The organism is uncultured Pseudoflavonifractor sp. (assembly GCF_944387805.1).
Taxonomy (GTDB): Bacteria; Bacillota; Clostridia; order Oscillospirales; family Oscillospiraceae; genus Pseudoflavonifractor.
The window spans coordinates 1-17,856 of the sequence record NZ_CALXGI010000026.1 but is presented as its reverse complement, the minus strand read 5'-3'; the positions used below and the strand labels follow the sequence as shown (position 1 = coordinate 17,856).

The window sequence follows — 17,856 nt, the reverse complement described above, 5'->3', positions numbered from 1 at the left end:
CGCCCGGTCCATTATGGATGTTGGTTCAGGTCTACAATATGGAACCCGGCTGCTTTGTTCAGCCGGTTGGACACAGCCAGGCCGATGCCCTCGTCGTCCGGGCACTGGGACCAGATCTCCTCTACATCGGTGCTGTCAAAATATCGCAGGGCGTCAAAGACCCGGCGGGCCTGCTCTTCCTTGTCGGCGGCAGGGCCCATGGTCTCCACCTGGTGGCCGGGGAACTCCGCCGCAAACTCATCAAAGCAGATAATTCCGCTCTTAGATCCCAAATGATCCCGGATGTAGGCTGCGGTCTTGTCCGCCGGGCCCTTCACCACCGTCACCGGCGCCTTGGGGGCGTAGTGGCGGTACTTCATGCCGGGCGCCCGGGGATGTTCGTCCTTGCCCATGAGGCGGGTAACCGCCTGGTCCACATCCACCTCGCCCAGGGCATCCCTGAGCTGCTCCAGGGTCACGCCGCCGGGCCGCAGCAGACGGGGCGGCGTCAGCGTCAGGTCAATGATGGTGGACTCCACCCCGACCGTGCAGGGTCCCCCGTCCACAATGCCGTCAATCTTCCCGTCCATGTCCTCCAGCATGTCCGCCGCGCTGGTAGGGCTGGGCCGGCCGGAGGTATTCCCCGAGGGCGCCGCCACCGGAACCCCGGCCGCCGCGATAATGGCCCGGGTCACCGGATGGGCGGGACAGCGCATACCCACCGTGTCCAGTCCGGCAGTCACCGCGTCCGGCACAATGGGATTGCGTCTGAGAATCATGGTCAGCGGTCCCGGCCAGAACCGCTCCGCCAGAGCGTAGGCCGCGGCGGGGATGTCCTCACAGTACCGCTCCAGCCAGTCCGCCGAGGGGACGTGGAGAATCAGCGGGTTGTCCTGAGGCCGGCCCTTGGCCGCAAAGATGTGGGCCACCGCCTCCGGGTCCAGGCCGCTGGCCCCCAGGCCGTAAACCGTCTCCGTGGGAATGCCCAGCAGGCCGCCCCGCTTGAGAATCTCCGCTGCCGCACGGATGTCCTGGACTGTCAGTCGTTGTGTTATCACACTTGTTCGCCTCGAAAATCAGATTTCAGTTCCAGCCGTCCGTGTCCCGCTCCGTACAGGCCTGCACCAGGCCCACAATGCCGGCGGCAATCAGCGCCATACCGGAGAGAATGTTCAAAATCGCAGTCACCTTTTTCATACAGGGGCTCCTTTCTTGTCATTCCGTCGGCTGGATGGTTCAGCCGTAGATATTGGACGCCACACCGGCCAGTTCCAGAGAGGTATCCCGGGGAAAGCCGGCTCCGCACAGATATCCCCGCACCGCCACGATGCAGTGCTTGGGATTCACCTTCTCGTCCTCCAGCTCCAGCTCCAGATAGTACCCCTTGTCGTCCTCTCCGGAGCCGGTGAGCCAGCCGTCCTCCTCCAGCAGGTTGGCCACAGCCAGCTTAAACTCCTCCTGCTCCATGCCCTGGGGCAGTCCGGTATAGTGAATCAGCATTTCCATTGTAAAAATCTCCTTTCGCGGGAGGGCCCTTAGTCCGCCTCTCCGCTCTTTTTCAATCGCTCCGCCTGGTCGGCGGTAATCAAACTGTCTATAATCTCATCCAGGTCGCCGTTCATCACATCCTCAAGCTTGTAGAGGGTGAGTCCAATCCGGTGGTCTGTCAGGCGGCCTTGGGGGAAGTTGTAGGTGCGGATGCGCTCGTTGCGCATGCCCGTGCCCACCTGGCTGCGCCGCTCCTCGCTCCACTCCGCGCTCACACGCTGCCGTTCCGCCTCATAGAGCCGGGAGCGGAGAATCTGCATGGCCTTGTCCCGGTTCTGGAACTGGCTGCGCTCCTGCTGGCACTCCACCACCATGCCGGTTGGCTTGTGAATGAGCCGGACGGCAGACGAGGTCTTGTTAATATGCTGTCCGCCGGCGCCTGACGAGCGGAACACCTGCATTTCAATATCAGCCGGGTTGATATCCACGTCCACCTCCTCGGCCTCGGGCAGCACCGCCACCGTAACAGTGGAAGTATGAATCCGCCCGCCCGACTCGGTCTCAGGCACCCGCTGTACCCTGTGGACGCCGCTCTCAAACTTCAGGCGGCTGTATGCTCCCGCCCCCTCCACTGTGAAGGAGATTTCCTTTATTCCTCCCAGCTCAGTCTCGTTCAAGCTCGCCACCTCTACTTTCCAGTGGCGGTTTTCAGCGTACATGGAGTACATCCGGTACAGGGACGCGGCGAACAGTGCCGCCTCCTCCCCGCCCACGCCGGCGCGAATCTCTACGATCACATTCTTGTTGTCATTGGGGTCGGTGGGCAGCAGGAGAATCTTCATCTTCTGCTCCAGTTCCTCCGACTCCGCCTTGGCCTGAGAAAACTCCTCCTGGGCCAGCTCCTTCATGTCCGGGTCGGACATCAGGCTCCTGGCCTCCTCCATGTCCCGCTGGCGCCGCATATAGCGGCGGTACGTCTCTACCAGAGGCTCCAGCTCACTCTGCTCCTTATTCAGCTTTGCTACCAGCGCCGGGTCGGCGTAGGTCTCCGGGGCGTTGAGACGTGCCACCAGATCTTCATAGTGGAGCTCCAGGCTTTTGAGCTTGTCCAGCATGTTAACCTCCGTCAATGATTCGGCTGACCTCAGCCATAGGTGTTGCTGCATGATTCTGGGGAATCTCCCGATCCAGGAGAAAGGACTTTACCAGTGCCAGAGGCTCCCGGAAAAACATGCTGATCCGGGATGGCAGGTGGCTGGAGGGGGCCGCCAGGGTGGACACATTGCCGTATCCAAACCGCTCCGCCAGCATCCGTGCCCGGGTCAGATGGAACCCATTGGACACAATCAGCACCCCGCCCTCCGCAGGGTCCACCCCCAGCCGCTCCAGGTATTCCAGGGAATAACCCAGGTTTTCAGCTGTGTTATGGGAGTTATCCTCCAGATAGATGTATGTGTCAGAATAGCCGGACTGAGTCAGATAGCCGGCCATGCAGGCCGCCTCGCTCTCCGGCTCGTCCCGGCCCTGGCCGCCGCTGACAATAACCGGGATGGGGCTGTCCAGAGCATTGAGATAGTCCAGCGCTGTATCCAGCCTGTCCTGCAGCAGCTCCGACGGTCCGTCCGGCTCTACTTTGCAGCCCAGAATGATCATCACCTCAGGCGTGCCATGAATTTGCGTTCTCTCTCCTGCGTACACAATGGCAGCCAGAACAGCAAAACAGATAAGCCCCAGCCCGATCAGGGCCATCAAAACCCGCAGGAGCGGATGGAGCCTCTTCCCGCCGTAGGGGCGGTATGCGTTCTGTCTCTTCATCCCTGGGCCTCCTCCAGTTCGGCGGCCAGCTGCTCCCATTTGGCATACAGGGCGGCAATCTCATCCTCCAGCGCCTTCTGCTCCTCGTACACCTTTTGGAGCTCCAGATAGTTGGAGGCCACCTCTTCAGCCTTGAGGGACAGCTCATACTGCCGCTCCTCTGCCTTGGCCACCGCCCGCTCCGCCGCCGCCACCTGCTTCTCCAGCTCCTTGGTGCCGCCGGGACGCCTGGGTTTCTCCTTCTTAGGCTTTTCCTCCTGCATCACAGGCGCAGCCTTGGCCTGAGCCTGCTTCCGCTGCCGGGCGGCCTGGAATTCCTGATAGGTGCCCACAAAATCGGTGATATGGCCGTCTTCCAGCATCCAGATACGGGTGGCAAAGCGGTTGATGAAGTAACGGTCATGGGAGACAAAGAGCAGGTTGCCCTCGTAGTCCTCCACCGCCTCTTCAATCCACTCACGGCTGGCCACGTCCAGGTGGTTGGTGGGCTCGTCCAAAATCAGCAGGTTGATCTTCTCGTCCATCAGCATGCACAGCCGCAGGCGGCTCTGCTCGCCGCCCGACAGGGCGGACACCGGCTTGAACACGTCTTCGCCCTGGAAATTAAAGGCGGCCAACCGGTTGCGGGCAGTCTGGGTGGAGCAGTCCAGGTCATAGATCATGGTGTCCACCAGGTTGCGCTCGGGGTGGGAGAAGTGGATGATCTGGGGCAGGTAGCCGATTTTTACCGTAGGGCCCATGCGGATCTTGCCCTCGCTGGGCTGCTCCTCCCCCATGATGATTTTAATCAGGGTGGATTTACCAGTGCCGTTGTCTCCCAGCAGGGCGATGCGCTCGCCCCCCTCCACCAACAGGTTTACATCGGAAAACAGTGTCCGGCCGTCAAAGCGCTTGGCCAGCCCCTTGATGACCATCACTTCGTCGCCCCGGAAATCCCGTTCGCCGAAGCGGATGTCCAGCTTCCGGTCCTTCTTGGGCTTATCGGTGGTGCGCATGCGCTCAATGCGCTTCTCCATGGAGAAAGCCCGCTTGTGCAGCTTGTCATTGCCCATGAAAGCCCACAAATGGAGCTTGTCCGCGGCGCTCTGAAGCTGCTCAATCTTGGCCTGCTCCTTCTCGTACTGCTTGAGCTTTTCCTGGTAGCGGCGTTCCTTCTCCACCACGTAGAAGCTGTAATTGCCCTCGTAGAACTCAGCCTTGCCGTCCACAATTTCAATTACCCGGCGGACCACCTTGTCCAGGAACCACCGGTCGTGGGAGATTGCCAGCACGGTACCCTTAAACTTATCCAGGTACTCCTCCAGCCACTCGGTGGCCCGCAGGTCCAGGTGGTTGGTAGGCTCGTCCAGCAGGAGGATGTCGGTGTCCTCCAGAATCAGACGCCCCAGATTCACCCGGGTCTTTTCTCCGCCGGACAGGGCGGAGAAAAGCTGCTCCCGCATGGCCTGGGGAATCTCCAGACCATTGCATACCTTGTTGAGCTCGGTGGCAGTGTCGTAACCGCCCTTGGCCTCAAAGGCGGCGGAGAGTTCCCCATACCGCCGCAGCAGGGCCGGGTCGCTGTTCTCCCCCATTTGAGCGGTGAGAGCGGTCATCTCTTCCTCTATCTTGTGGAGTTTGGAGAAGGCCGTATTCAGCACGTCTTCTACGGTGTACTCCGGCGGATAGACCGGAATCTGGGAGATAAGGCCCACCGTCTTGCCGGGCGCGGTCATCACCTGGCCGTCGTCGTAGTCCATCTCACCGGTGATAATTTTGAACACCGTGGTCTTGCCCGCGCCGTTTTTGCCCAGCAGGCCCACCCGTTCCCCCTGGTCCACCTGGAAGGTGAGTCCATCCAGTATTTTCTTGCCTACCTCAAACTCTTTGGTCAGGTTTGAGACGGATATATCTATCATTTCTTGTCTCCTGTCAGTCCTTTGTGCTACAATTACTATATCACCGACCGCCCTGCCGGCGGCCGAAGCGCTTAGGAGGCTTCGTTATGGATGCAATTCGCTGGGAAGGAAATACGCTTTACCTTCTCGACCAGACAAGACTTCCCGTCCGGGAGGACTGGATCGCCTATACGGATTTCCGGGCCGTGGCCAAGGCCATCACCGATATGGTGGTGCGGGGCGCCCCCGCCATCGGCGTGACCGCTGCCTATGCCTACTGTCTGGCCGCGCTGGAGCTGCGCAGTGCGCCCGACTTTTCCGCCGCCATGGAGGAGGCGGAGCGGGTGCTGGCCGCCAGCCGGCCCACCGCCGTCAACCTGTTCTGGGCCCTCCGCCGCATGGCCGGCTGCCTGAAGGCCAACGGCGGCATACCGGAGGCCATTGACGCCCTTATCCGGGAGGCCAAAGCCATCCACCAGGAGGATGTGGCTATGAACCACGCCCTGGGCGACTTCGGCGCGGCGGTGGTGCCCCACCACGCCCACATTCTCACCCACTGCAATGCCGGCAGCCTGGCCACCGGCGGATATGGCACGGTGCTGGGCGTGGTGCGCTCTGCTTTCAGTCAGGGTAAAGTGGATATGGTTTACGCTGACGAAACCCGTCCCCTGCTCCAGGGCGCCCGGCTCACCGCCTATGAGCTGGTGCACGACAACATTCCCTGCACCCTCATCACCGACAATATGGCCGGTTTTCTCATGGCTCAGGGCAAGGTGGATCTGGTGATTCTGGGCTGCGACCGAATGGCCGCCAACGGGGACTTTGCCAACAAAATCGGCACCTACTCGGTGGCGGTCAACGCCCGCTACCACGGTATCCCCTTTTACACCGCCCTGCCCTCCTCCACCATCGACCTGTCCATTCCGGACGGCAGCGGCATTCCCATTGAGGAGCGCCCCGGCGTTGAGGTGACCCATCTGGCGGGGGTCCAGACCGCGCCGGAGCAGGTGCGCACCTGGAATCCGGCCTTTGACGTGACCCCCCACCAGCTGCTCACCGGCATCATCACCGAAAAGGGGGTCATCTACCCGCCCTTCAAGGAGAACTTGGCCAAGCTCTTCGGCTGACTCAGGGCTCCTGGGTGATGCTCTTCAGGTACTCTGTCAAATCTTCAAACGCCATGCCCCGGGAGGCCTTGACCAGAATGGTCGCGTGTGGTTTCACCACCTGCGCCAGGATGGGCAGGGCCTCCTGTTTTGTGGCGCAGTAGTGGATTTCCGGCACCTTGGCCTCGGCCGCAGCGTCGTAGATGTTCCTGGCCAGCTCGCCCACGGCCACCAGGCAGTCGATACCGGCCTTGCCCAGGTAGGTGCCGATGCCGGCGTGAAGGGCGGGGGCCAGTGTACCCAGCTCAAACATGTCCCCCAGCACGGCGATTTTCGGAGATCCGTGAGTCTTGGAGAGCACCTCCACCGCCGCCCGCATGGACTGGGGATTGGCATTGTAGGTGTCGTTGAGAATGGTGATATCCTCCCCCCGCTGGATGATGTTCATACGCATCTTGGTGGGGGCGAAGTGGAGCACACCCCGGCGAAATTCCTCCGCCGTGACGCCAAAGTGCTCTGCCACCGCCGCCGCCATCAAGGTGGGGTAAATCATGTGGCTGCCCAGGGCGGGAATCTCTACCTGGCAGCTGCTGTGAGGTGTTTTTACTTCACACCTTACATTGGATGTCCCGTCGCTTACCAGGTTGTCTGCGGTGTAATCCAGCCCGTCCGCGCCGCCGCACCAGAGGATGGGCCCGGGCAGCTTACCCTCCAGGGTGCGCAGCAGCGGGTCGTCCCCGTTGAGCACCGCCAGGCACCCCGGCTTAGCGTGGCTGAAAATCTCACATTTGGCCTTGAGGATGTTCTCCCGGGAGCCCAGGTGCTCGATGTGGGAATCACCGATGTTGGTGATGAGACACACGTCGGGCTGGACAATGGCGGACATGACCTCAATCTCGCCGGGGTGGTTCATGCCCATCTCCAGCACCGCAATTTCATAGCTCTTGTCCAGCCGGAACAGCGTACGGCAGGTGCCGATGTCCGTGTTCAGGTTTCCCTCGGTCTTGAGTACCTTGTAGCGCTCCCCAAGGACGGCGGCCACCATATCCTTTGTGGTGGTTTTGCCCACGCTGCCCGTCACCGCCACCACCGGGATGTCAAACTTCTTCTTGTACCAGACCGCCAGCTCCCGCAGGGCCCGCTGGGTATGGTCCACCCGGATGTAGCACTTGCCGGGCAGATAGCTCTCCCGGTCCCGCTGGGTAAAGCAGGCCGCAGCGCCCCCCTCCAGAGCCGCGGTGATGTAGGCATGGCCGTCAAACTGTTCGCCGATGAGGGGGACGAAAAGAGAGCCTTCGTGGATGGTGCGGCTGTCCGTCTCCACCCGGCTGATCTCCAGATCCAAATTTTCAAAATCGCCCAGGATTCGGCCCTTTACCGCCGTGAGAATGTCCCGTATGGTGATCGGTTCCATATGCTTCTCCTTGTGTCCAGTCTTTTTCTTACCGGCCCTGCTTCCGCGCCGCCAGGGACGCGTCCACAATGCGCTGGCACAGCATGTTGTAGTCAATGCCTACCGCGGCGGCCTCCTGGGGTACCAGGCTGGTGGGAGTCATGCCGGGCAGGGTGTTAATCTCCAGGAACCAGGGCTCTCCGTCAGCGTCCAGAATGAAGTCCGCCCGGGAGTACACGGACAGGCCCAAGGTCTCGTAGACCCGCAGAGCAGCGGCGCGCAGCTTCTGCTCCGCCTCGGAGCTGATGTCTGCCGGGCAGACCTCCTCGGCCGCGCCGGGCTGGTACTTGTTCTCGTAGTCATAAAACCCCTGCTTGGGGATGATCTCAATGGAGGGCAGGGCCTTATCCTCCAGAATGGCCACCTGGAGCTCGCGGCCCTTCACATACTGCTCCAGCACGGTCCGGCCGCCCAGGGCCAGGCCCTCGGTGAGGGCGGTGCGGAGCTCCTCCGGCGTATGGGCGATGGACACGCCGATGGAGGACCCGCTGGCCACCGGCTTCACCACCAGAGGCAGCCGGGCGGTCTCCACCAGCCTGTCGATGTCGGCGGCGGTATAGGACACTGTCTTCCAGCCGGGAGTGCTGACCACGTCGGCCACCATCCGCTTGGTCAGGTCCTTATCCATGGCGATGGCGCTGCCCAGATAGCCGGAGCCGGTGTAGGGGATGCCCATCAGGTCAAAGGCAGCCTGGACCCGGCCGTCCTCGCCGCAGGAGCCGTGGAGGGCCAGGAACACCAGGTCGGCCATGCCGCACAGCTCCAGCACACCGGGGCCGAACATGTTGTCTCCGCCCTCAGTTCGGCTTGCCTTCACCGCCGCCAGATCGGGGGCCTGACGGCTCACCCGCTTGTGCTCCTCGGAGATGGGCGCGCCGAAGAGGCCGGACAGCTCCGCCCCCTTCTCCTTCACGCCGAAGTACATATCCACCATGGCCACCTCATGGCCCAGGCTGGTAAGGGCTTCGGCCACCATGGTGCCTGTGGACAGGGACACATTCCGCTCCGGCGAAAGTCCGCCGGCCAAAACCACGATTTTCATTATGGGAAACTCCTCTCGGAACAGTCTTTTTCATGTTTACGCACTTGGAAAATATTATAGCACTTCCTCTTCCAATACTCAACCGTTTTCTCCCTGCCGCCAGCAGCCTGAGAAAATTTTCTTATAAGTGGCAGCGGCCCTCCGGTTTATTACCGAAGGGCCGCTGCACTTGGTTGTGAATGTGTTACTTGGTGCCGAAAATGCGGTCGCCAGCATCGCCCAGGCCGGGGACAATGTAGCCATGGTCATTGAGCTTCTCGTCCACGGCGGCGCAGTACACATCCACATCGGGATGGTCCTTCTGCACCCGCTCGATGCCCTCGGGGGCGGCAATGATGTTCATCAGCTTGATGTGCTTGACGCCGTAGTTCTTGAGAAACTGGATGGCGGCAGAAGCGGAGCCGCCGGTGGCCAGCATGGGGTCCAGAATGATGACATCCCGCTCGGAGATGTCGTTGGGCATCTTGCAGTAGTACTCCACAGGCTCCAGGGTCTGGGGGTCACGGTACAGGCCGATGTGCCCCACCTTGGCAGAGGGGATCAGGGTGAGAATACCGTCCACCATGCCCAGACCGGCCCGCAGCACGGGCACAATGGCCAGCTTTTTGCCCGAGAGAGCCTTGAACTTGGCTGTGGCGACCGGAGTCTTAATCTCCACCTCTTCCAGAGGCAGGTCCCGGGTGGCCTCGTAGCACATCAGGGTGGCAATTTCGGACACCACCTCGCGAAAATCCTTCACGCCGGTGCGCTCATCCCGCAGAATGCTCAGCTTATGCTGTAGAAGAGGGTGGTCCAGCACATGTACCTTATCCATCTTTTCCATCGTCAATGTCCCCTTTGTATGTTTATTTCGTGGACGCGGCAGTCTCTGTCTGCGCCTGCATACGTTCCCGTTCCAGACGCTCCCGCTCCGCCTGGGAGAGGCGGTGATAGTCGGGCGCAAGGTTCTGAGCCGTGGTCAGCGTGCCCGCCCGGGCCTGCTCCAGGGCGGCCCGGGCCACGCCCCATGCTGTCTGAAGGCGCAGATGGGGCGGCGCCATGCGGAGCTGCGGCCCACACCCGTTCAAATTATTATAGCATAACCCTGCACCGTCTCCAACTATTATTTGCGGCTTTCCGCTGTTTTTTAGCTCCTCCCCCAGCTCGGCCAGGCTGATAGCCCGGTCAGGGGTCAGCCGCACCGGCGCGCCGTCTACGGCGGCAAAGCGGGCGTTGTACACCTGGTTCCGGCGCGCGTCCATAACAGCGCAGATCTCCGCCCCCTCCGCATGGGCCACCGTCCAGGCCATGGCCTCCAGGGTAGACACCCCAGCACAGGGCTTGTCCCCCGGCCAGGCCAGGCCTTTGGCCGCCGCCACACCGATGCGCAGGCCGGTAAATGACCCCGGTCCCGCCGCCACCGCGATGACGTCCACATCCTCCAGCTTCACGCCGCACCCGGCCAGCATGGCCTGGCACATGGGCATCAGGGTCACGCTGTGGGTCAGGCCATTGTTCTGAAAGAACTGGGCCAGCAGCTTCTCATCCTCGCACAGAGCCACCGAGCAGGCCACTGCAGAGGTCTCCAGCGCCAATATCTTCATGCCGCTCCCCCTCCCGCTATGGTAATCAGCCGCTGGTTATCGTGGGCGCCTCGTCGGATGTCCACCCGGATGCAGTCTGCGTCCAGAGCGTCGGAGACGTTCTCGCTCCATTCCACGGCGCACACTCCGCCCCGGACCAGGTAGTCCTCCCAGCCGATGTCGAACAGCTCGTCAGAGCTGTCCAGGCGGTACATGTCGAAGTGGAACAGAGGCAGGCGGCCTCCTTCATACTCATTTACAATGGTAAAGGTTGGGCTAGTCACCCGTTCAGGGATGCCCAGGCCACGGGCCATGCCCCGGACAAAAGCGGTCTTGCCCGCTCCCAGGTCCCCGCTGAAGGCCACCACTGTCCCCGGCTTCAGCCGCTCCGCCAGAGCGGCCCCCAGAGCCTCGGTTTCCTCCGGGGCATTTGAAACATATTCCATATTACACCTCAGATTCCTGCCGAAACAGCCTGCTGGGCCCTCCGGCAGTCTTACTTATGTGGGACATTATAACATATGTGTGAACACTGCGCAAAACTTGTTTACGCTTTTTAAAAAAGATGGTAGAATAATGCGTGCTGAGCAAAGCTGTCCCCGGGGAACACCCTGACCTCCCAGGAAAAACGGCTTTGTTCCGGTGCGGGGAGCCGGGCGGTCTGCGCTCCAAATCCTTGCAACAGGTTGACTCTATCCCCATTTCCTCTGAAAGGAGGCTCTTTCTTGTCCTGGATTACCGACTCCCTGCGGGAGTTCTTCCGAAAGGGAGATCTTCTGCTGCTATCTCTGTGCATCGCCGCCTCCGCCTACGGCCTGGTGCTGGTTTACAGCGCCACCCGCTACATCGGCGGCTATCGGAATATTATCGTCCAGTCCATCGCCGTTGTGCTGGGTATTCTGGTCTACATCTTCATCTCCTCCGTGGACGTGGAGCTCATTACAGAGCGATCCTGGAAATTCCTTCTGGCCTTTAACTTTGTGTTTGTGCTTCTTACCCGCACTCCTCTGGGCGTGAACGTAAACGGCAACCAGAGCTGGATCCATATCCCCGGCTTTCCGGTGAACCTTCAGCCCGCTGAGATTGTCAAACTTTCCTTTGTACTCCTGCTGGCCTGGCAATGTACTAAACTCCAGGAGCGGGGTATCTCCCGGCCTGCGTCTGTCTTGCAGATTGCCGGCCATACACTGATAATGGCAGGCTTTATCGCCATCTCCTCCGGCGACTTCGGCATGGTGCTCACCTATCTGTTCATTTTCGTAGTGGTGGCCTGGGCAGGCGGCGTGAAGAAGCGGTGGTTCCTGCTGGCCATCGTGGTGTGTGTGGCGGCAGTGGTGCTCATCTGGCCCCACGTCAGCGACGACTACCGTTTCCAGCGCTTTACTGTGGTCATCGACCATCTGACCGGGAACCAGGAGACTCTCTACGAGCAGACCCAGGACACCGGCTGGCAGCAGACCCGCAGCATCATGGCCATCGGCAGCGGCGGGCTCACCGGCATGGGATACCTCCAGGGCCCTCAGACCCAGAGCAAATACAAGACCTCTCTCCCCGCCCGGGAGACCGACGAGATTTTCGCTGTCTGCGGCGAGGAGTTCGGCCTGGTGGGCTGCGTGCTCCTGCTGCTGCTGCTGTCCTTTATCATTCTCCGGTGCATCTGGGTGGCCAAGCGGGCCCGCAGTCTCCAGTCCGCCCTCATCGCTATGGGCTTCGCCGGCATGCTGCTGGCCCAGGTAGCGGTCAACGTGGGCATGTGCCTGTATATCTTCCCCGTGGTGGGCCTGACCCTCCCCTTCATCAGCTATGGCGGCTCCTCCGTCGTCACCATGTACGCCGCCATGGGGCTGGTCTCCAGCATCAAAATGCGCTCCCTGCCCAGCTGGCTGTCCGACCGGAGCAATCTGCAATCATAATTGTATGAAAAACGGGCTCCATCCAAATTAGTGGATGGAGCCCGTTTCCTGTTTTCAGGCTCTGTAAAGGCTTATCCCTGTTCAGTGCTGCTGCGGGCTTTGGCTGCATCCAGAATCCGGTCGGCGGCCGCCTCCTTGCTCATCAGGGGCAGCTCCTCCGCACCATCGGCGGTGATGAGGGTGATGACATTGGTATCCCCCCCGAAGCCGGCCCCCGCCACCTTCAGGTTGTTGGCGCAGATCATGTCCACATGCTTTTTCTCCAGCTTGGCCCTGCTGTTTTCCAGCATGTCCCTGGTCTCCATGGAGAAGCCGCAGATGAACTGGCTCGGCCGCCGGTGGCCGCCCAGATACTGTAAAATATCCTTGGTCCGGGTGAGGGGGATGCTCATGTCCCCCTCCTTCTTCTTCACCTTGTCGCCGCTGTACTCCGCCGGAGTGTAGTCGGCCACGGCGGCGGACTTGAAAATCCAGTCGGCATTTGCGCTGTGCTGTGCCACCGCGTCGAACATGTCGGCGGCCGACACCACCGGCACCACCTCCACAAAGGGCGGCGGGTCAATGGCGGTGGGACCGGAGATGAGCGTCACCTCCGCGCCCCGCAGCATGGCCATTCTGGCAATGGCGTAGCCCATCTTGCCGGTGGAGTGGTTGGTGATGTAGCGCACCGGGTCCAGCGCCTCCTGGGTGGGGCCCGCCGTCACCAGCACCCGCTTGCCCTCCAGGTCGTGGGGCAGGGCCAGGCGGCGCAGGATGTGCTGGAGCAGCTGCTCCGGCTCGGGCAGCTTGCCCGCCCCCGTGTCCCCGCAGGCCAGACGGCCGCTGGCGGGCTGGATAACCTCCCAGCCGTACCGGCGCAGGACGTCCAGGTTGTCCTGGGTCACCGGATTTTCAAACATATTGGTGTTCATGGCAGGGGCGATGAGCTTGGGGCACTTGCAGGCCAGCACTGTGGTGGTCAGCATGTCGTCGGCCAGGCCGTGGGCCAGCTTGGCGCACACGTTGGCCGTGGCAGGCGCCACCAGCACCAGGTCGGTGCGGTGGGCCAGGGACACATGCTCCACCTGGTGGACAAAGTTCCGGTCAAAGGTGTCCACCATGGTCCGGTTCCCCGTCAGCTGCTCAAAGGTCAGGGGCGTGATGAACTCGGTAGCGTGGGCGGTCATGATGACCTCCACGCAGCAGTGCTGCTTCACCAGCGCCGAGGCCAGCGCCGCCGCCTTATAGGCGGCAATACCGCCCGTTACCCCCAGAAGAACCGTCTTTCCCTGCAACATGATAAACCCTCATTTTTTCGTGAAATATGGAGGCGTGTACGGCCTCCACTGGCATTATGACACAGAAATCCCACCTTGTAAAGCACCCTTTTCTCCCTCTCCGCAGGTCCCCGCGCCCGTTTTTCCCTTGCAAACCGGCCTCCCATTCGGTATAATAACAGGTCGGAAAGCGCGCCGGCAGCGCGCTTCAAAATTGCGTTGCATCCTCTTCAGAGGAGCGACAGCAGGAGGTAATTGAATATGAAAAACCGCAGGAAAGACGCCAAATGGATGGCCGGCGTGGCCATGATGGCGGCCATCGTCGTGCTGCTGGCCAACACTCCATTGGGCATGATCCCTCTGGTGGTCACCAAGGCCACCACCGTTCACATCCCCGTGATACTGGGCGCCATTCTCTTCGGGCCCCTGGCGGGCGGCATTCTGGGCGGCGTGTTCGGCATCTGCTCCGTCATCATCAACACCTTTACCCCAGCCCTCACCTCCTTCGCCTTTTCCCCCTTCATGAGCACCACCGGCCTGTCCGGTGCGGTCAAGGCCCTGTGGGTGGCGGTGGGCTGCCGGATCCTCATCGGCGTGGCGGCGGGTTGGCTGTGGAAGGCCCTGTCCCGCACCAGAGTGAACAGCTGGACCGCCCTGTCCATCGTGGGCTTTACCGGCTCCATGGTCAACACGGTGACGGTCATGGGCAGTATCTTCCTGCTCTTTACCCAGCAGTACGCCCAGGCCAAGGAGGTGGCCCTGGAGGCGGTCTCCGGCCTGATTCTCACCACCATTCTGGCCAACGGTATCCCCGAGGCTATTGTATCCACTGTCCTGGTGGCGGTCATTGGGAAAAATCTGCTCCGGCTCGCCAAGCCCCGGCTCCAGGCGGCCTGAGCGTCACAACTGTTTTGGGAGGCGAAGCCCATGCTTCTGGCCATTGATATCGGAAACAGCAACATCGTCATCGGCGGCATCGAGCACGACCAGATCCGGTTTGAGGCCCGCATCGCCACCGACCACATCAAGACCTCCGACCAGTACGGCGTGGAGATCAAGAACCTGCTTGACTTTTTCGGCGTGCCCCTCTCCCAGGTGGAGGACTGCATCATCTCCTCGGTGGTGCCTCCGGTGTTCAACTCTGTGCGCACAGGACTTGTCAAGCTGACTGGCCTTACACCTATGGTGGTGGGCCCCGGCATCAAAACCGGGCTGAATATCCGCATGGACGACCCCAGTTCGGTGGGCAGCGACCGCATCGTCATCGCCGTGGCCGCCCTCCAGCAGTATGCCCCGCCTCTCACCCTGGTGGACATGGGCACCGCCACCACCATTGAGGTGGTGGACTGCGGCAACTCCTACCTGGGCGGCTGCATTATCCCCGGCGTCCGGGTCTCCGCCGAGGCCCTGTCCAGCCACGCCGCCCAGCTGCCCGGCATCCAGCTGGACAAGCCCCGCCGGGTCATCGGCAAGAACACTGTGGAATGCATGCGCAGCGGCATTATGTACGGCGCCGCCGCCATGCTGGACGGCATGCTGGACCGCATCGAGGAGGAGCTGGGCAAGCCCACCACCGTGGTGGCCACCGGCGGCATCGCCCAGTTTGTGGTGCCCCTGTGCAAGCGGGACATCAGGCTGGAAAAAAATCTGCTTCTCAAGGGGCTGAATATCCTCTACAAGAAAAACAAGAAGAGCTGAGCTTCAATCTCCTAACCCATGCCCAGGCGGCCTGCCGGAAATCCGGCGGGCCGCTTCTTTTGCTATGCAAAAACATAGCAAAAATGGCCCTTTGCCGCTGTAAGCGGCACGGCCATGAAATCACAGCGCACGGGCTGAGACGGCTCACATGCGCGAAAACTTCATGCGCCCCGGCTTTCCCCTGCTTTCGTGGTGCTCCCTGGGCGCATGAAGTTTTTCGCCTGTTTAGCATAATCTCTCTCTATTGGTAAAGAATAAGGCTGCATTCAGTCCCCATCCATTTACCAAGGAGGTCTTTTTCCGTGAAGCATCGTGCATTTCTGCGCCGCTCTCTTCCCCTGCTCTCTCTGACCGCACTGTTCCTCACCTTCGCGCTCCCCGCCGCGGCCCTGTTCGGCTTTGGCGAGGAGGCGGACCCCCCCTCGGTGGCCATTTTCTCCAAGAACGGCCCCGTAGGCAGCGCCATTTCCTTCTCCGCCGACGATTTTGTGGTTCAGAGCGGCGGTACCCTGGACGCCATTGTCATCTCCACATTGCCTGACCAGGCCGCCGGCATCCTGACACTGGGCGGTCAGCCCCTGAACGCCGGCGATGTGGTAACCATGAATGCGGTGTCCGGCCTGTCCTTTCAGCCCCTGACTGGTTCCGCTGTTACCGCCGCTAGCTTTTCCTTTACCCCTGTGTTCTCCTCCGGCGTCTCCGGCAGCCCGGTGGAGGTAAACCTCCACCTGCTCAGCGAGGCCAACAGCGCCCCCATTGCAGAAAACCTGGAGCTGTGCACTTACAAGAATGTAGCCATTACCGCCCGCTTTGCCGCCACCGACCCAGAGGGCGATCTTCTCACCTTCCAGCTGGTGGACAAGCCCGCGAGAGGTTCCGTCACCATGCCGGAGGACGGCTCCAACGAGTTTGTCTACACCCCCTATGAGAACAAGACCGGCAAGGACTCCTTCACCTATGTGGCGGTAGATGCAGTTGGCAACACCTCCGCCCCGGCAACGGTGAAGATTAAGATTGAGAAGGCCTCCACCAAGGTGACCTATGCAGACATGGACGGCATGCCCGCCTGCAAGGCGGCCATTCGCCTGGCCGAGGAGGGCATCTTTGTAGGCGAGTGCATGGGCGGGGAATACTTCTTTAACCCTGACACGCCTGTCTCCCGCAGCGAGTTTCTCACCATGACCATGAAAGCCGCCGGGCTGGACGCCCTGGAGGACGTGACCACCACCGGCTTTGCCGACGATGACGCCATCCCCACTTGGGCCAAGGGCTACGCCGCCTCCGCCCTGAAGGCCGGAGTGGTTCAGGGTGCTGCCGACGAGGCGGGCCGCATTGTATTCAACGCAGAAAACACCATCACCCGGGCTGAGGCGACCGTCCTGCTGGACCGTGCCCTCCAGGTGTCCGATGTGTCTGAGGCTATGGCCGCAGTGGATGAACTGGCCCCCGCCTGGGCGGTTCAGTCTGCCGCCAATCTGGAGAGCTGCGGCGTGCTCACAACCAGCAGCACCGGCACCTTGGGGCTCAACGACCAGCTCACCCGGGCTGAAGCGGCCGAGATGATTCTGGGTGCCCTGGAGGTTCTGGACGCCAGAGACAGCGGCGGCTGGTTCAACTGGTAAGCATACAAAAGCAGAGGCCGCGCCTGGGCTATAGCCAGGCGCGGTCTCCCTGTATGGCCGGTTTTTACTGTCCGGCAGGGCGGATAAAGTTGGTGAACACACCCTTCTCCTGCTGCGGCATGGGCGCCTTCTTCAGCTGCTCAATCATCCACACCATGTTCCGGCCAATGTTGCGCATGGTCTGAAGGCCCTCCAGATCCCGGCGCACCTCCTCCGGCGAACGGCCGTGGACCATATTCCAGTAGGTGCCGGACACCACGGGCATGGAGGTAATGCCAAAGTACTTGTTTATCACATCCAGCGAGGCGGTGGTTCCGGCCCGCCGGGCGGACGCTATCGCCGCGCCGGGTTTGCCCGCAAAGGGGGACTTTCCGCCGCCTGATGCGGCATAAAACGCCCGGTCCAGAAAACTCAGAAGGCGGCCGCTGGGGTGTGCGTAGTAGACCGGCGTTCCAAACACAAAGCCGTCAGCCTCCATCGCCTTCTCCAGGAACTCATTTACACCGCCGTCGGCAAAGACACATTTTCCCTTTCCACCGCACTGGTTGCAGCCGATGCAGTCCCTCATGGGCTGACCGCCCAGCTGGACGATCTCCCACTCCGCTCCCAGCTCCTGAGCCGCCGCGCCAATCTCGCTGAGGGCGGTGTAGGTGCAGCCATGCTGGTTTGCGCTTCCGTTTACCATTAGAATCTTCATATTCTCGTCCTCCTTGCAGGGATTCTCCTCTATACTTTTATACTTTATAACATTTCCATTCCTGCTTGCAAGTACGTACTGTTCCGATAGTTACTATCCAGAACGTAAGCACCCATGATAGACAGCAGGGCAGAGCCGCAGCTGCGGCTCTGCCCTGTTATGTATTTTCTCTTACTTGGAGAGGTATGCGTTGATCTGCTCGGCGCCCTTCTTGCCCGCGCCCATGGCCAGGATGACGGTGGCCGCGCCGGTCACCGCGTCGCCGCCGGCGAACACGCCCTCCCGGGTTGTGGTCACGCCGTCGTCCGCCACGATGAGGCAGCCCTTCTTGTTGGTGTCCAGGCCGGG

17 protein-coding genes and 1 pseudogene are annotated in these 17,856 nt (G+C 61.3%); 5 read left to right on the top strand and 13 right to left on the bottom strand.

Features of this window, described 5'->3' with window-relative positions:
- Positions 1–11 precede the first annotated feature (11 nt).
- The 5 genes from Q0K06_RS08135 to abc-f all read right to left on the bottom strand — a co-directional run bounded on the left by Q0K06_RS08135 (position 12) and on the right by abc-f (position 5,180).
- Positions 12–1,037 carry an L-threonylcarbamoyladenylate synthase gene (locus Q0K06_RS08135; protein ID WP_294550959.1) on the bottom strand — a complete coding sequence of 342 codons (1,026 nt, stop codon included), beginning with the start codon at positions 1,035–1,037 and terminating at the stop codon, positions 12–14.
- A gap of 178 nt (positions 1,038–1,215) precedes the next feature.
- A complete protein-coding gene (locus tag Q0K06_RS08130; RefSeq protein ID WP_294550956.1) occupies positions 1,216–1,485 on the bottom strand; it encodes a hypothetical protein in 270 nt (89 codons plus the stop codon).
- A 29-nt stretch (positions 1,486–1,514) separates the two neighbouring features.
- Positions 1,515–2,582, bottom strand: coding sequence for a peptide chain release factor 1 (gene prfA, locus Q0K06_RS08125; RefSeq protein ID WP_294550954.1), 1,068 nt, complete (start codon positions 2,580–2,582; stop codon positions 1,515–1,517).
- A 1-nt stretch (position 2,583) separates the two neighbouring features.
- On the bottom strand, positions 2,584–3,282 hold the full coding sequence (locus Q0K06_RS08120; protein ID WP_294550952.1) for a YdcF family protein: 699 nt from the start codon (positions 3,280–3,282) through the stop codon (positions 2,584–2,586).
- Positions 3,279–5,180 carry a ribosomal protection-like ABC-F family protein gene (abc-f, locus tag Q0K06_RS08115; protein ID WP_294550949.1) on the bottom strand — a complete coding sequence of 634 codons (1,902 nt, stop codon included), beginning with the start codon at positions 5,178–5,180 and terminating at the stop codon, positions 3,279–3,281. The genes Q0K06_RS08120 and abc-f overlap by 4 nt, the downstream gene beginning before the upstream one ends.
- Positions 5,181–5,266: 86 nt before the next feature.
- Here abc-f and mtnA point away from each other — a divergent pair, with 86 nt between their 5' ends.
- Complete coding sequence (mtnA, locus tag Q0K06_RS08110; RefSeq protein ID WP_294550946.1) at positions 5,267–6,286, top strand: S-methyl-5-thioribose-1-phosphate isomerase; 1,020 nt, start codon at positions 5,267–5,269, stop codon at positions 6,284–6,286.
- A 1-nt stretch (position 6,287) separates the two neighbouring features.
- Here mtnA and murF read toward each other — a convergent pair whose 3' ends face one another.
- The 5 genes from murF to tsaE all read right to left on the bottom strand — a co-directional run bounded on the left by murF (position 6,288) and on the right by tsaE (position 10,768).
- Positions 6,288–7,679, bottom strand: a complete 1,392-nt coding sequence (murF, locus tag Q0K06_RS08105; RefSeq protein ID WP_294550943.1) for a UDP-N-acetylmuramoyl-tripeptide--D-alanyl-D-alanine ligase — start codon at positions 7,677–7,679, stop codon at positions 6,288–6,290.
- Positions 7,680–7,707: 28 nt separating this feature from the next.
- Positions 7,708–8,760, bottom strand: a complete 1,053-nt coding sequence (locus Q0K06_RS08100) for a D-alanine--D-alanine ligase (RefSeq protein ID WP_294550940.1) — start codon at positions 8,758–8,760, stop codon at positions 7,708–7,710.
- 184 nt (positions 8,761–8,944) lie between these two features.
- Entirely contained in the window at positions 8,945–9,574 is a 630-nt protein-coding gene (gene upp / locus Q0K06_RS08095) for a uracil phosphoribosyltransferase (protein ID WP_294550985.1), read from the bottom strand.
- 31 nt (positions 9,575–9,605) lie between these two features.
- Positions 9,606–10,343, bottom strand: a complete 738-nt coding sequence (tsaB, locus tag Q0K06_RS08090) for a tRNA (adenosine(37)-N6)-threonylcarbamoyltransferase complex dimerization subunit type 1 TsaB (RefSeq protein ID WP_294550937.1) — start codon at positions 10,341–10,343, stop codon at positions 9,606–9,608.
- On the bottom strand, positions 10,340–10,768 hold the full coding sequence (tsaE, locus tag Q0K06_RS08085) for a tRNA (adenosine(37)-N6)-threonylcarbamoyltransferase complex ATPase subunit type 1 TsaE (RefSeq protein WP_294550934.1): 429 nt from the start codon (positions 10,766–10,768) through the stop codon (positions 10,340–10,342). Before tsaE ends, tsaB begins: the two co-directional genes overlap by 4 nt.
- A 279-nt stretch (positions 10,769–11,047) precedes the next feature.
- Between tsaE and Q0K06_RS08080 the strand changes: the two genes are divergently transcribed.
- Positions 11,048–12,235, top strand: coding sequence for an FtsW/RodA/SpoVE family cell cycle protein (locus Q0K06_RS08080; protein WP_294550931.1), 1,188 nt, complete (start codon positions 11,048–11,050; stop codon positions 12,233–12,235).
- Positions 12,236–12,306: 71 nt separating this feature from the next.
- On the opposite strand, the gene coaBC is transcribed toward Q0K06_RS08080, so the two are convergent.
- Positions 12,307–13,512 (bottom strand): bifunctional phosphopantothenoylcysteine decarboxylase/phosphopantothenate--cysteine ligase CoaBC, encoded by a 1,206-nt coding sequence (coaBC, locus tag Q0K06_RS08075; protein ID WP_294550929.1) that lies wholly within the window; start codon positions 13,510–13,512, stop codon positions 12,307–12,309.
- Positions 13,513–13,752: 240 nt separating this feature from the next.
- Between coaBC and Q0K06_RS08070 the strand changes: the two genes are divergently transcribed.
- From Q0K06_RS08070 to Q0K06_RS08060, 3 genes are all read left to right on the top strand, one after another.
- The gene (locus tag Q0K06_RS08070; protein ID WP_294550926.1) at positions 13,753–14,388 is read left to right on the top strand and encodes an ECF transporter S component; all 636 of its coding nucleotides are present in this window, start codon (positions 13,753–13,755) and stop codon (positions 14,386–14,388) included.
- A gap of 30 nt (positions 14,389–14,418) precedes the next feature.
- Positions 14,419–15,189, top strand: coding sequence for a type III pantothenate kinase (locus Q0K06_RS08065; RefSeq protein ID WP_294550923.1), 771 nt, complete (start codon positions 14,419–14,421; stop codon positions 15,187–15,189).
- Between the two features lie 302 nt (positions 15,190–15,491).
- Entirely contained in the window at positions 15,492–16,811 is a 1,320-nt protein-coding gene (locus tag Q0K06_RS08060) for an Ig-like domain-containing protein (RefSeq protein ID WP_294550921.1), read from the top strand.
- A gap of 64 nt (positions 16,812–16,875) precedes the next feature.
- On the opposite strand, the gene Q0K06_RS08055 is transcribed toward Q0K06_RS08060, so the two are convergent.
- Positions 16,876–17,508, bottom strand: coding sequence for a flavodoxin family protein (locus Q0K06_RS08055; RefSeq protein WP_294550919.1), 633 nt, complete (start codon positions 17,506–17,508; stop codon positions 16,876–16,878).
- A gap of 171 nt (positions 17,509–17,679) precedes the next feature.
- Positions 17,680–17,856 (bottom strand): annotated as a pseudogene (locus Q0K06_RS08050) (dihydropyrimidine dehydrogenase); the annotation flags it as partial.